Genomic DNA, 16,068 nt, shown 5'->3' with positions numbered 1-16,068 from the left:
GGGATTAGCGTTTCGAGAACTGGAACGAGCGACGCGCTTTGCGCTTGCCGAATTTCTTGCGTTCCACCATGCGCGGGTCACGGGTCAGGAAGCCTTCTTTCTTGAGGGCCGGACGAACTTCCGAGTTGTCGCCGACAAGGGCTTTCGAGATGGCCAGACGGATGGCTTCAGCCTGGGCCGAGATGCCACCACCGCGCACATTCACCTTGATGTCGTACTGGCCGACTTGCTCGACAGTAGCCAAAGGCTGGTTCACGATGTTTTCCAGGAGTTCATTGCTGAAGTAAGCCTTGATGTCCCGGCCGTTGATAGTGATATTCCCTTGCCCGGCCTGCATGTAGATGCGGGCCACCGAGGTTTTTCTTCTACCAGAGGTATTGGAGATTTCCATTAAGTGGAGAATTAAAGAAAAAAGACGCCGAAATCGGCTTAGAGATTAGTCAGTTCAACAGCTTTGGGCTGCTGGGCTTCGTGGGGGTGCTGGTCGCCCTTGTACACATACAGGTTGCGGAACTGCTCGGCACCGAGCTTGTTGCCCTGCAGCATGCCTTTCACGGCGTGCTCAATCACGCGGGTCGAATCCTTGGCTTTCTTGTCGCGCAGGTTGATGCGCTTCTGACCGCCGGGGTAGCCCGAGTGGGTGATGTAGATTTTGTCGGTCAGCTTCTTGCCCGTAACGTAGAGCTTGTCGGCGTTCAGAACAATAACGTTGTCGCCACAGTCCGAGTTGGGAGTGAACGAAGGCTTGTGCTTGCCACGCAGCATGTTGGCAATCTGGCTAGCCAGACGGCCCAGCGGCGCAACACTGGCATCAACCACGACCCAGGCCTTATCGGCGTTGGCTTTGTTGACGGATACCGTCTTGAAGCTCAGATGATCCATTGGGGAGGAGGGTAAGCGTTTGGAAATGAGGAGAAACCGGCACACGGTCCGGGAAAAACGGACACAAAGTTACCGCCTTTCACGGTATTTGCAAGGCCCCGGTGAGTATTTGTGCCTGAAATAGAAGTGGTAATGAAGTGAAGCGGTGAGTGGGGATGAGGTAAAAAAGCAAATAGTGATGAGAGAACAGGCATCAAATGACACGATTCACTTCATCCCCATTCACCTCCTCACCTGGCTTACTGATACTGCCGCAGCGTCTCGACCAGCACCCGGAAATCCTTGGGATAGGGCGCTTCCACCGTCACGGATTCGCCATCGAGCTTGGCAAATGTGAGGTTGGCAGCGTGCAAGGCAAAGCGTTTGATGAACGGCTGTTCCTCCTGTCCTTCCTTCATGTTGAACTTCTTCTTCAGCGACGACAGGTAAAAATCTTCGCCGCCGTACATCTGGTCGCCGATGATGGGGGCCTGCAGATAGGCCAGGTGCAGCCGGATCTGGTGCATGCGACCCGTAATGGGCTGGCATTCCAGCAGCGTGTGCTTGGCAAAGGCTTCCAACGTGCGCACCAGCGTCACGGCGGGTTTGCCCTTGTAGGCCAGGCGCGCTTTGCCTTTGGTGGTGGTTTCAATGCTCCGCTCTACGCGCAGGCCGTCGTAGTTGTGTACGCCCCAGGCGGCGGCGTGGTACACCTTGCGCACCTTGCGGTCTTCGAACTGCATAGCCAGGTGGCGGTAGGCGGCGGGGTTTTTGGCCAAGGCCAAAGAGCCGCTGGTTTCTTTGTCGAGGCGGTGGCAGGCCTGCACGTCGTCGTACTGCTCGCGGGCCAGGCGCAGGATGTTGGGCGCGCCACCGAACCGCTCGTCGAGCGTGGCCAGGAACGGGGGCTTGTTGATGACGATGTAGTCGTCGTCCTCGAACAGAATCAGGTCTTGGAAATCGGGTAGCTTCATAAGGCGGCCGCAAAGGTACGAAACCCCGCTGCAACCACTTCCGCAGAAGCTCACTCTAGGCCAAGTACTTTGACAGATCCGTAGTAACTACGCCTCGCTAACGGGCCCGACCAGCACATGGTGAGCAGGTGGGGCGGGGTTTTTGGGCTTAGGTAGCTTGAACTCCAGCGTAGTGCCCTGCCCGATTTCGCTGCGCACCCGGATGGTGGAACGGTGCGCTTCCACAATGTGCTTGCTGATGGCCAGGCCCAAACCCGAGCCACCCGAGTCGCGCGAGCGGCTCTTATCGATGCGGTAGAACCGCTCAAAAATACGGTTGAGGTGCTGCTTCGGGATGCCGGCGCCATCGTCGCGGACGCTTACGCGCACAGCTTTGCCGCTTTCCGTGAGGCTGACGACCACGCGGCCGTTTTCCCGACCGTACTTGATGGCATTGTCGATGAGGTTGATGAGCACCTGCCGGATGCGGTTGCGGTCGGCCAGCACGCGCAGGCCACTGGCAGGCAGTTCGGGTGGAAACAGCTCCAGCTGCACCTGCCGCAGGGCCGCCTTGCGCTCCAGCTGCTCAAATATCTCGTGCACCAACGCCACAATATTGAAGCCCTGGCGGCGCATGCGCACCACGCCCTTTTCCAGCTGCGAGATAGTCACGAGGTCCTGCACCAAAGCATCCAGCGCGTCGAGGCTGTTAGCAGCTTTCTGCAAAAATTTTTTGCGGGTGAAGTCATCTACATCATCATCGTCGAGGACGGTGTGTAGGAAGCCTTGGGCAGCAAAAATGGGCGTTTTGAGCTCGTGTGATACATCGGCCAGAAATTCGCGGCGTAGCGCCTGCAGCCGCTTCAGCTCGTCGATTTCCTGCTGCTTGCGCTGGGCCATGTCCAGGATTTCGTCGCGCATGCGCTTGAGCGGCTCCGGCCGGAACAGGAATTTACTGGACATGCGCCGTAGCTCCTTGCGCTTGATGTGCTCCAGACCGGCGTAGATGTTGTTGATTTCGCGGAAAATCAGCGCCTCAAACATCAGATACAGCAGCAGAAAACAGGCTGCCACCGTAATGCCCGCCGCCAGCACGCCCTGCTGCAAGTCCATAGTTGGGCCAATCCAGGCCAGCGTGGTCAGCACACAAGCTACCAGCAACGACAGCAGGATGGCAATGGTGCGGGAGGAAATGTTGATTCTCAAGGGTGTAATGGCTGAATGGTTTCAGGCAGGCCGTCATGCAGCGCGGAGCGAAGCATCTCGCCGGTATAGTAAGTTACTACACTGGCGAGATGCTTCGCTCCGCGCTGCATGACGGTCTAGCGTTGGCGTGGCTAGTTATCCGTATTGAACTTGTAGCCGACGCCCTTGATGGTCTGGATGTGGTGGTCGCCGACTTTCTCGCGCACTTTGCGCACGTGTACGTCCACGGTGCGGGCCAGCACGAAAACGTCGTTGCCCCAGATGTTCTGCAGCAGCTCCTCGCGCCCGAATACTTTGTGGGGAGTGGCCGCCAGGAACGCCAGCAGCTCGAATTCCTTTTTGGGCAGCGTGATTTTGCGGCCTTCCTGGTACACCGAAAACGCCGTGCGGTCAATCTTGAGGCCATTAATTTCGATGGTATCCTGAATGCTTTGCGGGTCCCGGTCGCGGCGCACGAAAGCTCCGAGGCGGCTGAGCAGCGCCCGAGGCTTGATGGGCTTGGCAATGAAGTCGTCGGCACCAGCCTCAAAGGCCGCGACTTCCGAAAACTCCTCGGAGCGGGCTGTCAAGAAAATAATATAAGTGTCCTTGAATTTGGGCTGCTCGCGCAGCTGTCGGCAGGTGGCAATACCATCGAGGTGCGGCATCATCACATCGAGCACAATGATGTCGGGCCCGAACTGGGGAGCAACTTCCAGCGCTTTGCGTCCGTCCGGGGCCGAGGCTACCGTATAGCCCTCTTTGCGCAGGTTGTACTCCAGCAGCTCCACAATGTCGGGGTCATCATCGACAACGAGGATCTTGTAGGCGTTGGGGTTGGCGGGTGCTTGCACGGGGCGGGGCGTTTAAGATGAAACTGAATACGCAAGACCAAAAGTACCGCCGGGCTTGGCCTCCGGCATGTTACGTTTTCATTAAGTGCGCGCTATACTATTGCTGGGTGCCACGCAATTTGTTGGCGGTCAAACTGCTGGATTTATCTAAGCTACCACTTATTCCTGTCTCGTTTGATTGCGCAGTGGGCATAAAAAACGACTCCCGAAGGAGCCGCCACAGATGCTATTGGTTTCGGGCTACCAGATTGAGCCGGCTCTTGAGACCCTTGTATTTGTACATGTCCACTTTCACGGCGCCCAACATCAGCTCGGCCTGAATTAGCACGGGCACTTTGTTACGGTCATCGGAGAGGTACACCGATACAGCATTTTCACCCTTAAACAGCTTGTTGCTGGGCATTTTGGGCACCAGCTTAATGGCCCGGATAGTGCCGGCTTTGGTTTCTACGGTTTCGCGGCCCCGGTACATTACCTCCATTGAAAACACTTCCTCATCGAAGAAACCCTGCACCCGAATAACCTCGCCCATGCGGCGCTGGTCGTAGTTGAGAGTGCGCAGGTAGTAGAAGGCGCTAACCAGGTCCTGCACGTTGTCGGGCACTTTGTAGGTGCCGCGCTTCACGTCGTTCTTGTCTTTGCCGCGCTTTTCCACCTCGGCCACATCCCGCACGTGGTCGAAGTCTACGGTTTCCTTTTTGCGGTAGTGGTTTTCCTCGATGTTGCGGAAGAATTTCTGTGGCAGAATGCTGGTCGTGTCGATGTAGGAGCGCCACGTGTCGCGGATGCGCAGGAAGAAGTCGAAGGAACCCGTAGTGCGGCCCGTGACGGTGGCCTTGTAGCAGGGCCGCTCGTTGACGCGCTGCAGGTCGTCGGCTACTTCGATGGTGGCTTCGGCGGCGTTGATGAGGCCGTAATGCACCTTGTATTGCAGCACCTCGCCCGAGTGGAAGCTGGTGTTGGGGACTTTCCGTAGGGTGTCAGCGGGGCCAAAAGCCTGCAACGCCAGAACCGGCAACAACAAAAGAAGAGAAAGAAGCCAGCGGCGGTTCATACAGCGAAAAAAGCAGGAAAAGATATTCCTGGGACTCCAGACAAAAGCGGTGCCAGCAAATATACTGCGAATGCGCCGTTGCCGGACTATACGAAGCCAGACACAAAAAAGCCTTCCCGGGATGCCGGGAAGGCTTTCATGCGGTACGCAAAATAGGTTGCTTACAGCGCTTCGTCAGCGTCGTCGTCCTCGTCGGTAGACCGGTCTTCCGGAATAGCGGCAAGAGCAGCCTCCGGCTCGCCTTTCACCATGGCGCGGATTTTAGCCTCAATCTGGTCAGCCAGCTCGGGGTTGTCCTGCAGAATGGTTTTCACGCCTTCACGGCCCTGGCCGAGCCGGTCGCCGTTGTAGCTGAACCACGAGCCCGACTTGGCAATAATGCCCATGTCGACGCCCAGGTCGAGGATTTCGCCCACCTTGCTGATGCCTTCATTGTAGATGATGTCGAACTCAATCACCTTGAACGGTGGCGCCACCTTGTTCTTCACCACCTTCACCTTGGTGCGGTTGCCGGTCACGTTGTCCTTGTCTTCCTTGATCTGGCCAATGCGGCGAATATCGAGGCGGACGGAGGCGTAGAACTTGAGAGCGTTACCACCGGTAGTGGTTTCGGGCGAACCAAACATTACGCCGATTTTCTCACGCAGCTGGTTGATGAAAATGCAGCAGCAGCCAGTTTTGTTGATGGTACCGGTGAGCTTGCGCAGGGCCTGGCTCATGAGGCGGGCGTGGAGACCCACTTTCGAGTCGCCCATGTCGCCTTCCAGTTCGCCTTTCGGCACCAGCGCAGCCACGGAGTCAATTACGATGATGTCGATGGCGCCGCTGGAAATCAGCTGGTCGGCAATTTCGAGGGCCTGCTCGCCGTTGTCGGGCTGCGCAATCAGCAGGTTTTCGGTGTCAATGCCGAGCTTCTTGGCATACAACGGGTCGAAGGCATGCTCGGCGTCAATGAAAGCCGCAACACCGCCGCGCTTCTGCGCTTCGGCAATGCAGTGCATGGTAAGCGTGGTCTTACCCGACGATTCCGGGCCGTAGATTTCAACGACACGACCTTTGGGCAGACCGCCCACGCCCAGCGCAATGTCGAGGCCCAGCGAACCGGTGCTGATGACTTCAACGTCCATCACCTTGTTGTCGCTGAGTTTCATGACGGTGCCCTTGCCGTAGGCCTTATCCAGCTTGTCCAGCGTGAGCTGAAGCGCCTTCATTTTCTCGGCATTGGCGTTGCTGAGGTTGGTGGGCTTGCTTGATTTGTCAGCCTTCTCCGCTTTTTCAGCCTTGTCAGTGGTGGTTGCAGCCATTAGAATGGGTTGTTAGGAAATGCTTAGGTTTGGTGAATGTAGGCGTTTTCGGTGGGCCGCGCAAACCGCGGCTAGGCTTCCCAAAACGGGGTTGCCAGCTGTTTTCGGGCCGGCTAGTGGTAACGCAGCTGCCCTATATTTGGTGCCCGCAATGCTAAAAAAATTCGTTGAATCTGAAGCAGATTTTCTGTGCTAAAATATTTGGCAAAACTACGACTTTCTACCACATTGATACTGATGCTGGTAGGTGCGCTGCTGTGGCCGCACGAAACCCGCGCGCAGCTAGACAACCGGGCTTTTTTGCACCCTTTGCCGGTAGGGCCACAGTATGCGCGCCAGCTGCGGCTGGATGTGCAAGCATTTCTGTTCAACAAAGACAACGAGTATTTCAACAAGATTGAGCCTGGCCGCACCTACTTCGGAACGCACCTGCTGCCGCGACTGGTGTATTTCCCGACTGCTAACCTGCGGGTGGAAGCCGGCATCTTTCTGTGGAAGGACTATGGCACGCCGCGCTTCCGGCAGGTGCGGCCACTGCTGACGGTGAAATACCAGAACGGCCCGCACAGCATCCTGTTCGGCAACATTGAAGGCAACCTGCACCACGGCTACATTGAGCCGATGTTTGACTTTGAGCGGGTAATCAATAACCGCCTGGAAGAAGGGGTGCAGTATAAATTACAGAAGCCGCGCCTGAGCTTGGACGCCTGGGTGGACTGGCAGCGGCAGCAGTACCGGTTCAGCAACTTTCAGGAAGAAGTGGCGGGGGGGCTGGCCCTGGAGCAAACCGTACTCGGCGACTCCAGTTCCTGGTGGCTACGGGTGCCGTTTCAGTTCACGGGCACGCACCGCGGCGGCCAGATTGATACCATAGACACGCCGCTCCAGACACTGTTCAACCTGGCCAGTGGCGTGCGAGTGCGCAAGCCGCTGGCGTCGCGGTTTGTTCACGCCGTTCATGCTGATCTGTATGCCACCTACTTCCATGACTATTCCTTCACGTACCAGCTGCCCTACCAGCGGGGCACCGGCCTGTACCTGAATGCGGGAGTGGATACGCGCCTTTCCAACGTGCAGGTGGCCTACTGGCGCGGCAACGGCTACATCTCGCCACTGGGCGGCCTGCTGTACCGGTCCATTTCCAATTCCGTCAGCGACCCGCAGTACCTGGAAAAAGACCGGCAGCTGCTGATTGCGCGTTTCCTGAAAGACTACCGGTTGCCCGGCAACCTTATCATGACCACCCGTTTTGAGCCGCTTTATAATCTTAACACCAGCGAGTTCGACTTCTCTTTTGCGCTGTATTTCAATTTCAACCAGAGCTTCCTGCTGACCACTGTACGCGGCGAGTAGAGGCTTCAGGCTCGGTCCAGCCGGTAGTGCACAATGTCGGAGGCACCGCGCAGGGCCCAGAGGCGCCGCCGGGCCACTACCGGCCGAAAGCCGGCGTGCTCTGCCACGGCCATACTGCGGGGGTTGGTGGGTCGGCAGCGCAGCGAGAGGCTGGCCGCTAGTAGTGGGGCTCCGAACCCGAACTGCACAGCGGCAGCCAGGGCTTCCCGAGCGTAGCCGTGCCCTTCGGCCTCTGCAGTCAGATAATACCCGATTTCAGCACTAACCGGTGCACTCCAGGAAGGCCGTAGGCTGATGTCGCCGAGGTAAGCGCCGGAGGCAGTATGCCAGATGCCAAACACGTATAGCCGGCCTTGCTGCCAGTCCTGTGTGAATTGCCGGAGTACCCGGCCGGCATCGGGCAAGGCCTGTACGGCTGCCACCCGGCTTGGAAAAGCAGCTTGCAGCCGACTGCGGTTCTGGTGCAGCACCGCAAAAAAGACGGCCTCGTCGCTGGGCTGGTAGGGGCGAAGTGTAAGGCGGGCCGTGTGGCGCGGAGCAGTAGACGGGGCAGTAAGCAACACAGAAACGGCGTACAGGATTTTGGGAAGCTAATAGAGTTGAGTACGCCCAGGCAGCGTGGCAAGGCTGAAAAACAGACCAACTGTTCGTGCCAGTGGTGGCCTAACCATAACTCCCTGCAACGGATACCGTTTGTTTCAGCACTGCAAGATCACCCAAAACGTCAGCTAGCACGTTGGGTTGTGGCTCCGCTGGAGCGCTGGCAGATTCTTATTCCTTATTTGCAAAGTACGTGTCATGAAAAGAAGACTGGAAGGTAAAGTAGCCATCGTAACGGGTGGTGGTGCCGGAATTGGTGAGGCCATCAGCAAAAAGTTTGCAGCCGAAGGTGCAGCAGTAGTGGTATGCGGCTTGGACAGCGACCCGGTGCGCAAAGTGGTAGACGAAATCCTGCATAGTGGTGGCCGCGCCGTTGGCTACCTCGGGGATGTATCAGTGGAAAAGCAGGCGCAGGAGTGCGTACAGCTGGCACTGAATGACTTTGGCAAGCTCGATATCCTGATCAATAACGCGGGCGTGTTCCCGGCCACTGCCGAGCTGGATAAGTACCCGGTAGAGGCATTCGAGTATATGATTAAGAACAATATCTACACGGCCTTCATGATGACGCGGGCCGCACTGCCGCACTTGCAGAAAACCAAAGGCAATATTGTGTCGGCCGGCTCGGAAGCCGGCCAGATGGGCTCGCCAATGATTACGCCCTACGGCGGCACCAAAGCTTGGGTAATGACCTTCAGCAAAGGACTGGCAGTGGAACAGGCCAAGCACGGCGTACGGGTGAACTGCGTTGGGCCCGGCCCGATTGATACCGCCTGGACGCACAAGGAAACCGGCCCCATGGACAGCAAGATGGAAAAGAACACCGTGAATGGCGTGCCGATGGGCCGCCGCGGTACGCCTGAGGAGGTAGCCAATGTGTACTTGTTCCTGGCTTCCGACGAGGCCAGCTACGTGACGGGCGCTACGTATTTCGTGGATGGCGGCGTAACCTCATCCAAGAGCCTGGCGGGTGAGGAAGTCCCCGGCAACCTCAAGCAGCAGCCGGCCCCCAGCCTTCCCCTGAGCCACGGCAAAGAAGGGCACGCTGAAATCCGCAAGGAGGCCGCCGGTACCATGAATCACGGATCATAGCGGGTTAGACGAATTAATCGGATTTTGTGAACGATTGATGTTCAAAGAAAAGAGGCGTGCCAATCGGCACGCCTCTTTTTTGTTGTAGACAATGTGTAATTCAGGCTGACCTAGCGCCATCCACAAAATCCGATTAATCCGTCTAATCCGCTATAATCCGTACTCAGCCTTTTTGCAGCTCGGCGCCGATGCCGGATTTGCGCTGGTTGGGGCTACCAAGGGCCTGCTGGTTGCGCATCACATTTACCTGGCGGGCGGCCTCATTGAAGTATTCCAGCCGGCGAATCAACATTTCTTTGGTCAGAACGCGGCCTTCGGGCGTGCGCATGCTGGACCGCTGGTCATCCAGAAGGCGGCGCATGATGGCGTCGGTTTCCGTTTTCTGTGCTGCAAACTGCGTCTGGAATTCCTGCACGCGGGCCAGACCTTCAGTGGTAAGACGATACTGCCCGCCGCCTTGGTTCAGCACTTCGCAAAGCACGTAGATTTCAAGTGGTAAGGACGTTTCGAGGGCCGTGGTGCGAAGATTGAGGCCTGCTTGCAGGGCATCTAGCAGGATGTCGATGTTGCGCTCAAACTGCTGATAGTAGCCAGGGACTTCCATTTTTGTCAAGTAAAAATTGAGAACTAAAAACTAAAAATTGATGCCAAAGAGTGAAAATGCACATTGCAGCTACTCATCTTTAATTCTCAATTTTTAATTTCTAATTGATTCAGAGGAGTTCTTTGATGATCTGCTCGACCGTGACACCTTCGGCTTCAGCTTTGAAGTTGCGCACCAAGCGGTGGCGCAAGATGGGCAGCGCTACGGCCTTCACATCCTCGATGTCGGGCGAGTATTTGCCGTTGAGCAGGGCGTTGCACTTGGCCCCCACAATCAGGTGCTGGGAGGCGCGCGGACCGGCGCCCCACTCCAGCAACTGGCTGGCACGCGCCGCACCTCGGTCGGTGTTGGGGCGGGTTTTGTGCACTAAACTCACGGCGTACTCCACCACGTTGTCGGCCACCGGCACGCGACGCACCAAGTGCTGAAACGCCTGAATCTCGTCGGCGTGCAACACTTTGTTTACCGTGGGCTTGGTGTCGGACGTGGTATTCTTGACAATCTGCAACTCGGCCTCGTAGCTGGGGTAGCCTAGTTCGATATTGAACATGAAGCGGTCCAGCTGCGCCTCGGGCAGCGGGTAGGTACCTTCTTGCTCAATGGGGTTTTGGGTAGCCAGCACAAAAAACGGGCGCTCCAGCGGATAGCGTTTGCCAGCCACCGTCACGGCGTATTCCTGCATGGCTTCCAGCAGCGCAGCCTGCGTTTTAGGTGGTGTCCGGTTGATTTCGTCGGCCAGCACAATGTTGGCGAAGATGGGGCCCGGCACAAACTGAAAGTCGCGCTGCTGGGTGAGGGTCTCAGACCCCACAATATCAGACGGCATCAAATCGGGCGTAAACTGCACCCGGTTGAACGACAAATCCAGCGAGTCGGCAATGGTTTGAATCAGCAGTGTCTTGGCCAGGCCCGGCACGCCCACCAACAGGCAATGGCCCTGCGAAAACACGGCGGTCAGCACCAGCTGCACTACTTCGTCCTGCCCAATAATGACCTTGCCGATTTCCTGGCGCAACACTTGGTAGGACCGGGCCAGCGCGTCGGCGGCTTCCTTATCAGAAGAGAATTTTATAACAGACATGCCAACAAAGACCTAAGAAGGGAAATAGAGCTGCGCGAATAATAAACCTTCCGGAAGGCGCCGTCTGAAACTGTCGGTGCACCAACTAAGGCGCTTACTACGTCAGCTTCAAAGTTACATTAGTTGGTAGCGTCCAGCAGGTTGCAGCCTGTATACTGCGGGTCTACCTCGATGTAGACGCTGCCGCGGTTCTCACGGAACCACTCGTCCAGGGCTTTGTTTTTCTTTTCGCTAAGCGCTGCCTGCGACAATTTCTGGTAGTCGTCCTTGAAATTGGCCTGGTGTGGGGCTGTGTTCGATTTCAGCCAGATGATGCGCACGGCGTCTTTCCCATCGTCGGTGCGGTAAGGCATGGGCGGCGTGATGTGGCCTACCTTCATGGTGTCAATGGTGAAGAAGATAGCGGGGTCCAACTTGTCGAGTGGCAGGTAGCTGCTACCATCTTCACGGTTGGAGAGCAGGCCGCCGTTGGCGCCGCTGGTCTTATCGTCGGAATTATCCTTGGCGGCTTTCGCAAACGTGATGCTGTCGGCCAGAATGCGGCGGCGCAGCTTGGTGAGCTCCTTGGCGGCTTCGTTGGCATCGGTGGTGCCCGTGGCTGGCTTCAGCAGGATGTGGCGGGTGCTGTACTGCTCGCCTTTGCGCTCAATAAGCTGAATGAGGTGAAAGCCAAACTGCGACTCTACTACCGGCGACAGGCCGCCCGGCTCCAGACGCAAGGCTGCCGCCTCATACTCCGGCACCAGCTCTTTGCGCTTAAAGAAGCCCAAGTAGCCGCCCTGTGCTCCCGAGCCGGGGTCTTCGGAGTACTTCTTGGCTAGTTCCTCGAAACTTTCGCCTGCCAGAATCCGGGCACGCAACTCGTTAAGCTTGGCCTGGGTTGCCTGCTTGGCCGAGGAATTGATTTTGGCGTACTTGATAATCTGGCCCACTTCCACCTCCGTAGAGTAGTACGGCAGGCTATCCTTGGGAATACGGCTGAAATACTGGCGCACCTCGCGGGGCGTGACGGTGACTTTGCCGGCAATCTGTTCCTGCATTTTTTGCTGCGTGAGCTGCTCGCGTACTTGGGGCCGCAAGTCCTCCTTTAGCTGCTTGATGGGCTTGTTGTAGTACTCCTCCAGCTTCTTCTCCGACCCGATTTGCTGGGCGAAATAATTCATGCGGCGGTCCAGCTCGCTTTTCACCTGGGCATCTTCAACCACTACGGAGTCGGTTTCAGCCTTGGCCAGCAGCAGTTTGTTGAGGGCCAGGCTCTGCATTATCCGGCACTGCAAATTAGGCGGTAGCGGCTTGCCGTCGGCCCGTGCTACTTCCTGGGCGTAAATAGCCTCCAGGTCGGAGCGCAGTACAATCTGGTTATCAATCTTGGCGATAATGCCATCTACCACCTGACGGCCCGCGGGCCGGCCGATGCCGAGCTGGGCAAAACCCGAGGTGATAGTGCCGGCCAGCAGCACGGCGGTCAGCAGGACAGCCCGCTTTGGCAAGGAAAAGAACTGAATCATGGAAGCATCAATAGGTGTGGCCAGCTTGTGAGCCCTGGCCCCGACACTTGGCTGAACGCACAAAGTCGCCGGTAAATTTCAACATAAATCCCTTCTCCGGCAAAAACGCCCATTGCCGGCCAGGCTACAGGCTACAGGCTACAGAGCCGGAAACGTAGCACGACGTTGCATGTGCGTGGCTGTAGCCCGGACTTCAGGCCGTAGTTTACATCCCTTGTATAGATGGCCCGGTGTAACAAGGCTACGGAGTGAAGTCTGTGCCACAAAAAAGCCCGGCCAGGGCCGGGCTTTTTTTATTTCGTTACGAGCTTATCTACTTCGGCCTGGTTGATTTGAACCGGGTATTTGGCTTTGAGCTGAGCAATCCACTCTTTCTCCAAGTAGTTCTGGTAGTCGGAAGTAGCCTGGCCGCGGGCTTCGGCCAGCGTTTTGGGGCCGGCGGGCAGCACCTTGTCAATCATGACGGTGTAGTAGCGGCCATCCTTTTGCACGTCGTAGGAGCCAGGGCCGCGGCCTGTCAGCTCATCCACCACTTTGTTGTCGCCTTTGGCAAAGGCCTTCTGCGTAATCTGCACCGACAGTGGATTCTGTGCGTTCAACTGCTCTTCCAAGGCCGTGAGGCTGGTGCTGGATATTGTTTGCAGCGTAGAAATATCAGTGGAAGGCTTGGCCTGGGCTACCTGCCGAATGCGGCCGGCTTCCACGCCTTTGCTGGTAAGGTAGGTGGCTACAGCGGCAGCACGGCGGCGGGCCATACCAGCAGCCTCGCCTTTGCGGGCGCGGCCTGTAAGCGTCACGCTCAGGCTGGTGTCGCCCTGAAGCACGCTCACCAACCGGTCGAGGTTGAGCTTGGCGCCCTTCAGCAGCTTATCGGTGCCGGGAGAATAGCCAGCAGGCTGCAGGGTAAGGCGTGTCAGCTCGTAGCGGCCGGTTTTAAGCTGCTGCTTGGCTTTGGCCAGAAGCTCCGGCGAAGCCGCGCTGATAACCGTGCCCTGCACGCGGGCGTCCCACTGGTATTTGCTTTGATTTTCGGTGAAGAACTTCTGCAAACCCACGGTGTCCTCGATAGCCTTGCTCCACACTTTCTCGTCCATGAGCTGGAACAGCAGAATACCGTCGCGGTACTCTTTTACGAGCATGCGGTAATCTTCGTATTTGTTTTCCAGGTTGTCGCGCTCGAAGTTGGTCAGGCTCTGCTCCACGTACTGGTCGTAGAGCTGCTGGGTCACGAAGCGGGGCTCGGCGCCGGGGCGGGGCCGCTGGTTTTGCTGGGCATAGGTCAGGAAGTCGGCGGCTGTGTAGGGCTTGCCCTTGATGCTGAACAGCGTCTGCGCGTCGCCTTCCGCTTTTTTGCTGGCTTTGCCGGTGGTGGCCGGGGCAGCTGGTGCCGTATACTTAAAGCGGCCGTTTACCAGCGAGGTATCGGTTTTGCCCAGCACATAGTCTTTGGCGGCCTGGTTTTCCACGAACTGATTTTCAGTCCGGACACGCTTCAGGAAGGCCGTTTTGTTGAGCTCCGAGCGCGAGTCTTTGGCCACCTTGCTCTTCAGGGAAGGCTCCATGGCCTCAAACGTAGGCACCGGCTGCTTTTCAAGCAGCTTGATGATGTGCCAGCCGTAAGGCGTCTGCACCGGCTTCGACAGCTCGCCGGGCGTGCTCATCTTGAAAGCCACTTCCTCGAAGTTGGGAATCATGCGGCCCGTGCCGAAAGGTGGCAGCTCACCGCCGTTGGCAGCCGAGCCGGCATCCTCCGAAAATTGGGCCACCAGCTTTTCCCAAGGCTCTTTGCGCTGGGTAAGGCGGCTGTAGAGCTCATCAATTTTCTTTTTGGCCGTCACGGAGTCGGCTTTGGGCATGCCGGGCGTCGAGCGAATCATCAGGTGCGCTACCTTGATTTCGCCCTGCGCCGGCCGGATGTCGTTTACCTTGATCAGGTGGTAGCCGAAGCGGGTACGCACCGGCTGCGACACTTGGCCGACCGGCGTTTTGAACGCGGCCGACTCAAACGGATATACCATCTGCATGGCCGTGAAGTAGCCCAACTTGCCGCCATTTTCGCGGGCCGAAGGGTCTTCGCTAACCTCACGGGCTACCTGCTCGAAGTTTTCGCCGCCGCTCACGCGCTGGCGCAGGGCTACCACCTTCTGGTAGGCCGCCAGGGTATCTTTGGGCTCGGCGTCGGGGGCAAGGCGCAGCAGAATATGGGAGGCATTGATTTCCTTGCCCATCCGCTCGTATGCCTCGCGCACCAGCAGGTCCGTAACACTTTTTTCGGTGAGGTAGGGCTGGGCCAGTTGCTGCTTGTAGCCGTCCAGCTCACGCTTGAAAGCCTGGGTGGTGTCGAGGCCGCGCTGTTCGGCCTCCAGCACTTTCAGCTTGAAGTTGGTGTACAGATCCAGGTACTCTGTTACGCTGGGCCGGGTGCCGTACTCGGGCGCTGTGCCGTTGTTTTTGCGATACACATAAGCAAACTCTCCGGCAGGTACCGGGGTAGTGCCCAGCGTTTCGATAACTGGTTGCTTGGAAGTGGTAGGCTTGGTGGCCTGGCACGCGGCCAGCAGCCCGACGGCAGCAGTGCCGACGTACAAAATGCGTTTGTGCATACGAGATAGTAGAAACTGCAATACGTGGCAAATACTGCCAACGAGGCGGAAACTGGCAAGCTGCCTGTTGCAATTTTACGGATTTTTTTCGGGGGAAAGGACTTTCTCCGCCAACGTTGGCCAGCCCGGTCATATTGCTACCGGATAGGGTACTACTGCAAGCGCCTCCTGTGCTGCAGGGAGCACAGGAGGCGCTTGAAAGCCAGGAAGTAAGCAGAATACTAGGTGACGGCTAAACGGCTATACGCTTATAAAGCCGGCATACGTTGCGGCTGCCACTGGTTGTGAATTCCACCCGGTCCATGATACGGTTGACCAGCGTCATGCCCATGCCGCCTTTTTTACCTTGACGAATGAATTCCTGCAAATCAGGTTCGTGGTAGCTGGCCGGTTTGTACGTCTGCATGGCCTGATCGAATATCTCAATGCCAAACATCTCGCCCTCCACTTCCACCGCCAGATCCAGATGCTGCGACTCATCCTCGGCGTTGCCGTGAATAATCAGGTTGGCTACCACTTCGTCTACAGCCAGCACAATCTGGTTGAGTTGCAGATCTGCTAGATGATACGCAGCAAGGTAGTCCGTCACAAAGTCGCGAACAACCTTGAGGTTGTTGCGACTACAGCTGATACGGAGGGCGTTTTTCATCCTGCGGGCCTATCGGGATACAAGGCAATTTATATAGCCGTAGCCTCGGCTTCCGAGGGTACGATGGTCATCAGCGCATCCAAACCCAGGATTTCGAATACGTTGTGCACTTTGTCCTGCATATTGAAGAACACCAGCTTAACACCTGCATCCTGAAACTGCTGCAAGTGGGAAATGAATACGCCCAAGCCCGCCGAAGAGATATAATTCAGCTTCTGGCAATCAATCAATACCTTCTGAAACTGGAGCGTTTCTGGCTTTGCCAGCTCGGTATCCAGCAAAACGGAAGAACTGGCGTCCAGTTCACCATCTAGGCTAAGGGTAAGAGTAGTTGCGGAGGAGTGTTGGGTTATTTTCATACGTCGGG

The 16,068-nt window shown here is 57.1% G+C and carries 16 protein-coding genes; 2 read left to right on the top strand and 14 right to left on the bottom strand.

Annotation, left to right across the window (positions count from 1 at the left end; translation table 11 throughout):
• Positions 1 to 4: 4 nt before the first annotated feature.
• The 7 genes from rpsI to recA all read right to left on the bottom strand — a co-directional run bounded on the left by rpsI (position 5) and on the right by recA (position 6,118).
• Positions 5 to 391: a 30S ribosomal protein S9 gene (gene rpsI / locus H8B14_RS02360; RefSeq protein ID WP_187314017.1), complete on the bottom strand. Its 387-nt coding sequence runs from the start codon at positions 389 to 391 to the stop codon at positions 5 to 7.
• A gap of 38 nt (positions 392 to 429) precedes the next feature.
• Positions 430 to 882, bottom strand: coding sequence for a 50S ribosomal protein L13 (rplM, locus tag H8B14_RS02355; RefSeq protein WP_044016164.1), 453 nt, complete (start codon positions 880 to 882; stop codon positions 430 to 432).
• Between the two features lie 239 nt (positions 883 to 1,121).
• Positions 1,122 to 1,835: an RluA family pseudouridine synthase gene (locus H8B14_RS02350; protein ID WP_187314016.1), complete on the bottom strand. Its 714-nt coding sequence runs from the start codon at positions 1,833 to 1,835 to the stop codon at positions 1,122 to 1,124.
• 87 nt (positions 1,836 to 1,922) lie between these two features.
• Positions 1,923 to 3,020: a sensor histidine kinase gene (locus H8B14_RS02345; protein ID WP_222840529.1), complete on the bottom strand. Its 1,098-nt coding sequence runs from the start codon at positions 3,018 to 3,020 to the stop codon at positions 1,923 to 1,925.
• A 131-nt stretch (positions 3,021 to 3,151) separates the two neighbouring features.
• Positions 3,152 to 3,853, bottom strand: coding sequence for a response regulator transcription factor (locus H8B14_RS02340; RefSeq protein ID WP_187314015.1), 702 nt, complete (start codon positions 3,851 to 3,853; stop codon positions 3,152 to 3,154).
• Between the two features lie 226 nt (positions 3,854 to 4,079).
• A complete protein-coding gene (locus H8B14_RS02335) occupies positions 4,080 to 4,907 on the bottom strand; it encodes a DUF3108 domain-containing protein (RefSeq protein WP_187314014.1) in 828 nt (275 codons plus the stop codon).
• A gap of 161 nt (positions 4,908 to 5,068) precedes the next feature.
• Entirely contained in the window at positions 5,069 to 6,118 is a 1,050-nt protein-coding gene (recA, locus tag H8B14_RS02330; RefSeq protein WP_261989887.1) for a recombinase RecA, read from the bottom strand.
• 294 nt (positions 6,119 to 6,412) lie between these two features.
• On the opposite strand from recA, the gene H8B14_RS02325 reads away from it, so the two are divergent.
• Positions 6,413 to 7,564 (top strand): hypothetical protein, encoded by a 1,152-nt coding sequence (locus H8B14_RS02325; protein WP_187314012.1) that lies wholly within the window; start codon positions 6,413 to 6,415, stop codon positions 7,562 to 7,564.
• 5 nt (positions 7,565 to 7,569) lie between these two features.
• On the opposite strand, the gene H8B14_RS02320 is transcribed toward H8B14_RS02325, so the two are convergent.
• A complete protein-coding gene (locus H8B14_RS02320) occupies positions 7,570 to 8,127 on the bottom strand; it encodes a GNAT family N-acetyltransferase (protein WP_187314011.1) in 558 nt (185 codons plus the stop codon).
• A 235-nt stretch (positions 8,128 to 8,362) separates the two neighbouring features.
• Here H8B14_RS02320 and H8B14_RS02315 point away from each other — a divergent pair, with 235 nt between their 5' ends.
• Positions 8,363 to 9,256: an SDR family NAD(P)-dependent oxidoreductase gene (locus H8B14_RS02315; RefSeq protein WP_187314010.1), complete on the top strand. Its 894-nt coding sequence runs from the start codon at positions 8,363 to 8,365 to the stop codon at positions 9,254 to 9,256.
• A 163-nt stretch (positions 9,257 to 9,419) separates the two neighbouring features.
• Here H8B14_RS02315 and H8B14_RS02310 read toward each other — a convergent pair whose 3' ends face one another.
• The 6 genes from H8B14_RS02310 to H8B14_RS02285 form a co-directional block, all read right to left on the bottom strand.
• Positions 9,420 to 9,860: a hypothetical protein gene (locus H8B14_RS02310; RefSeq protein ID WP_187314009.1), complete on the bottom strand. Its 441-nt coding sequence runs from the start codon at positions 9,858 to 9,860 to the stop codon at positions 9,420 to 9,422.
• A gap of 109 nt (positions 9,861 to 9,969) precedes the next feature.
• The gene (locus tag H8B14_RS02305; RefSeq protein ID WP_222840528.1) at positions 9,970 to 10,941 is read right to left on the bottom strand and encodes an AAA family ATPase; all 972 of its coding nucleotides are present in this window, start codon (positions 10,939 to 10,941) and stop codon (positions 9,970 to 9,972) included.
• 119 nt (positions 10,942 to 11,060) lie between these two features.
• Entirely contained in the window at positions 11,061 to 12,449 is a 1,389-nt protein-coding gene (locus tag H8B14_RS02300) for a peptidylprolyl isomerase (RefSeq protein WP_187314008.1), read from the bottom strand.
• Positions 12,450 to 12,742: 293 nt separating this feature from the next.
• On the bottom strand, positions 12,743 to 15,052 hold the full coding sequence (locus H8B14_RS02295; protein ID WP_187314007.1) for a peptidylprolyl isomerase: 2,310 nt from the start codon (positions 15,050 to 15,052) through the stop codon (positions 12,743 to 12,745).
• A 232-nt stretch (positions 15,053 to 15,284) separates the two neighbouring features.
• Positions 15,285 to 15,701: an ATP-binding protein gene (locus tag H8B14_RS02290; RefSeq protein WP_187314006.1), complete on the bottom strand. Its 417-nt coding sequence runs from the start codon at positions 15,699 to 15,701 to the stop codon at positions 15,285 to 15,287.
• Between the two features lie 29 nt (positions 15,702 to 15,730).
• Positions 15,731 to 16,060 carry an STAS domain-containing protein gene (locus tag H8B14_RS02285; RefSeq protein WP_044016181.1) on the bottom strand — a complete coding sequence of 110 codons (330 nt, stop codon included), beginning with the start codon at positions 16,058 to 16,060 and terminating at the stop codon, positions 15,731 to 15,733.
• Positions 16,061 to 16,068 lie beyond the last annotated feature (8 nt).

The sequence above is a fragment of the Hymenobacter puniceus genome, assembly GCF_014333525.1.
GTDB lineage: Bacteria > Bacteroidota > Bacteroidia > Cytophagales > Hymenobacteraceae > Hymenobacter.
The sequence above is the reverse complement of the archived record's forward strand: the minus strand, read 5'-3'. Positions and strand labels throughout refer to the sequence as shown.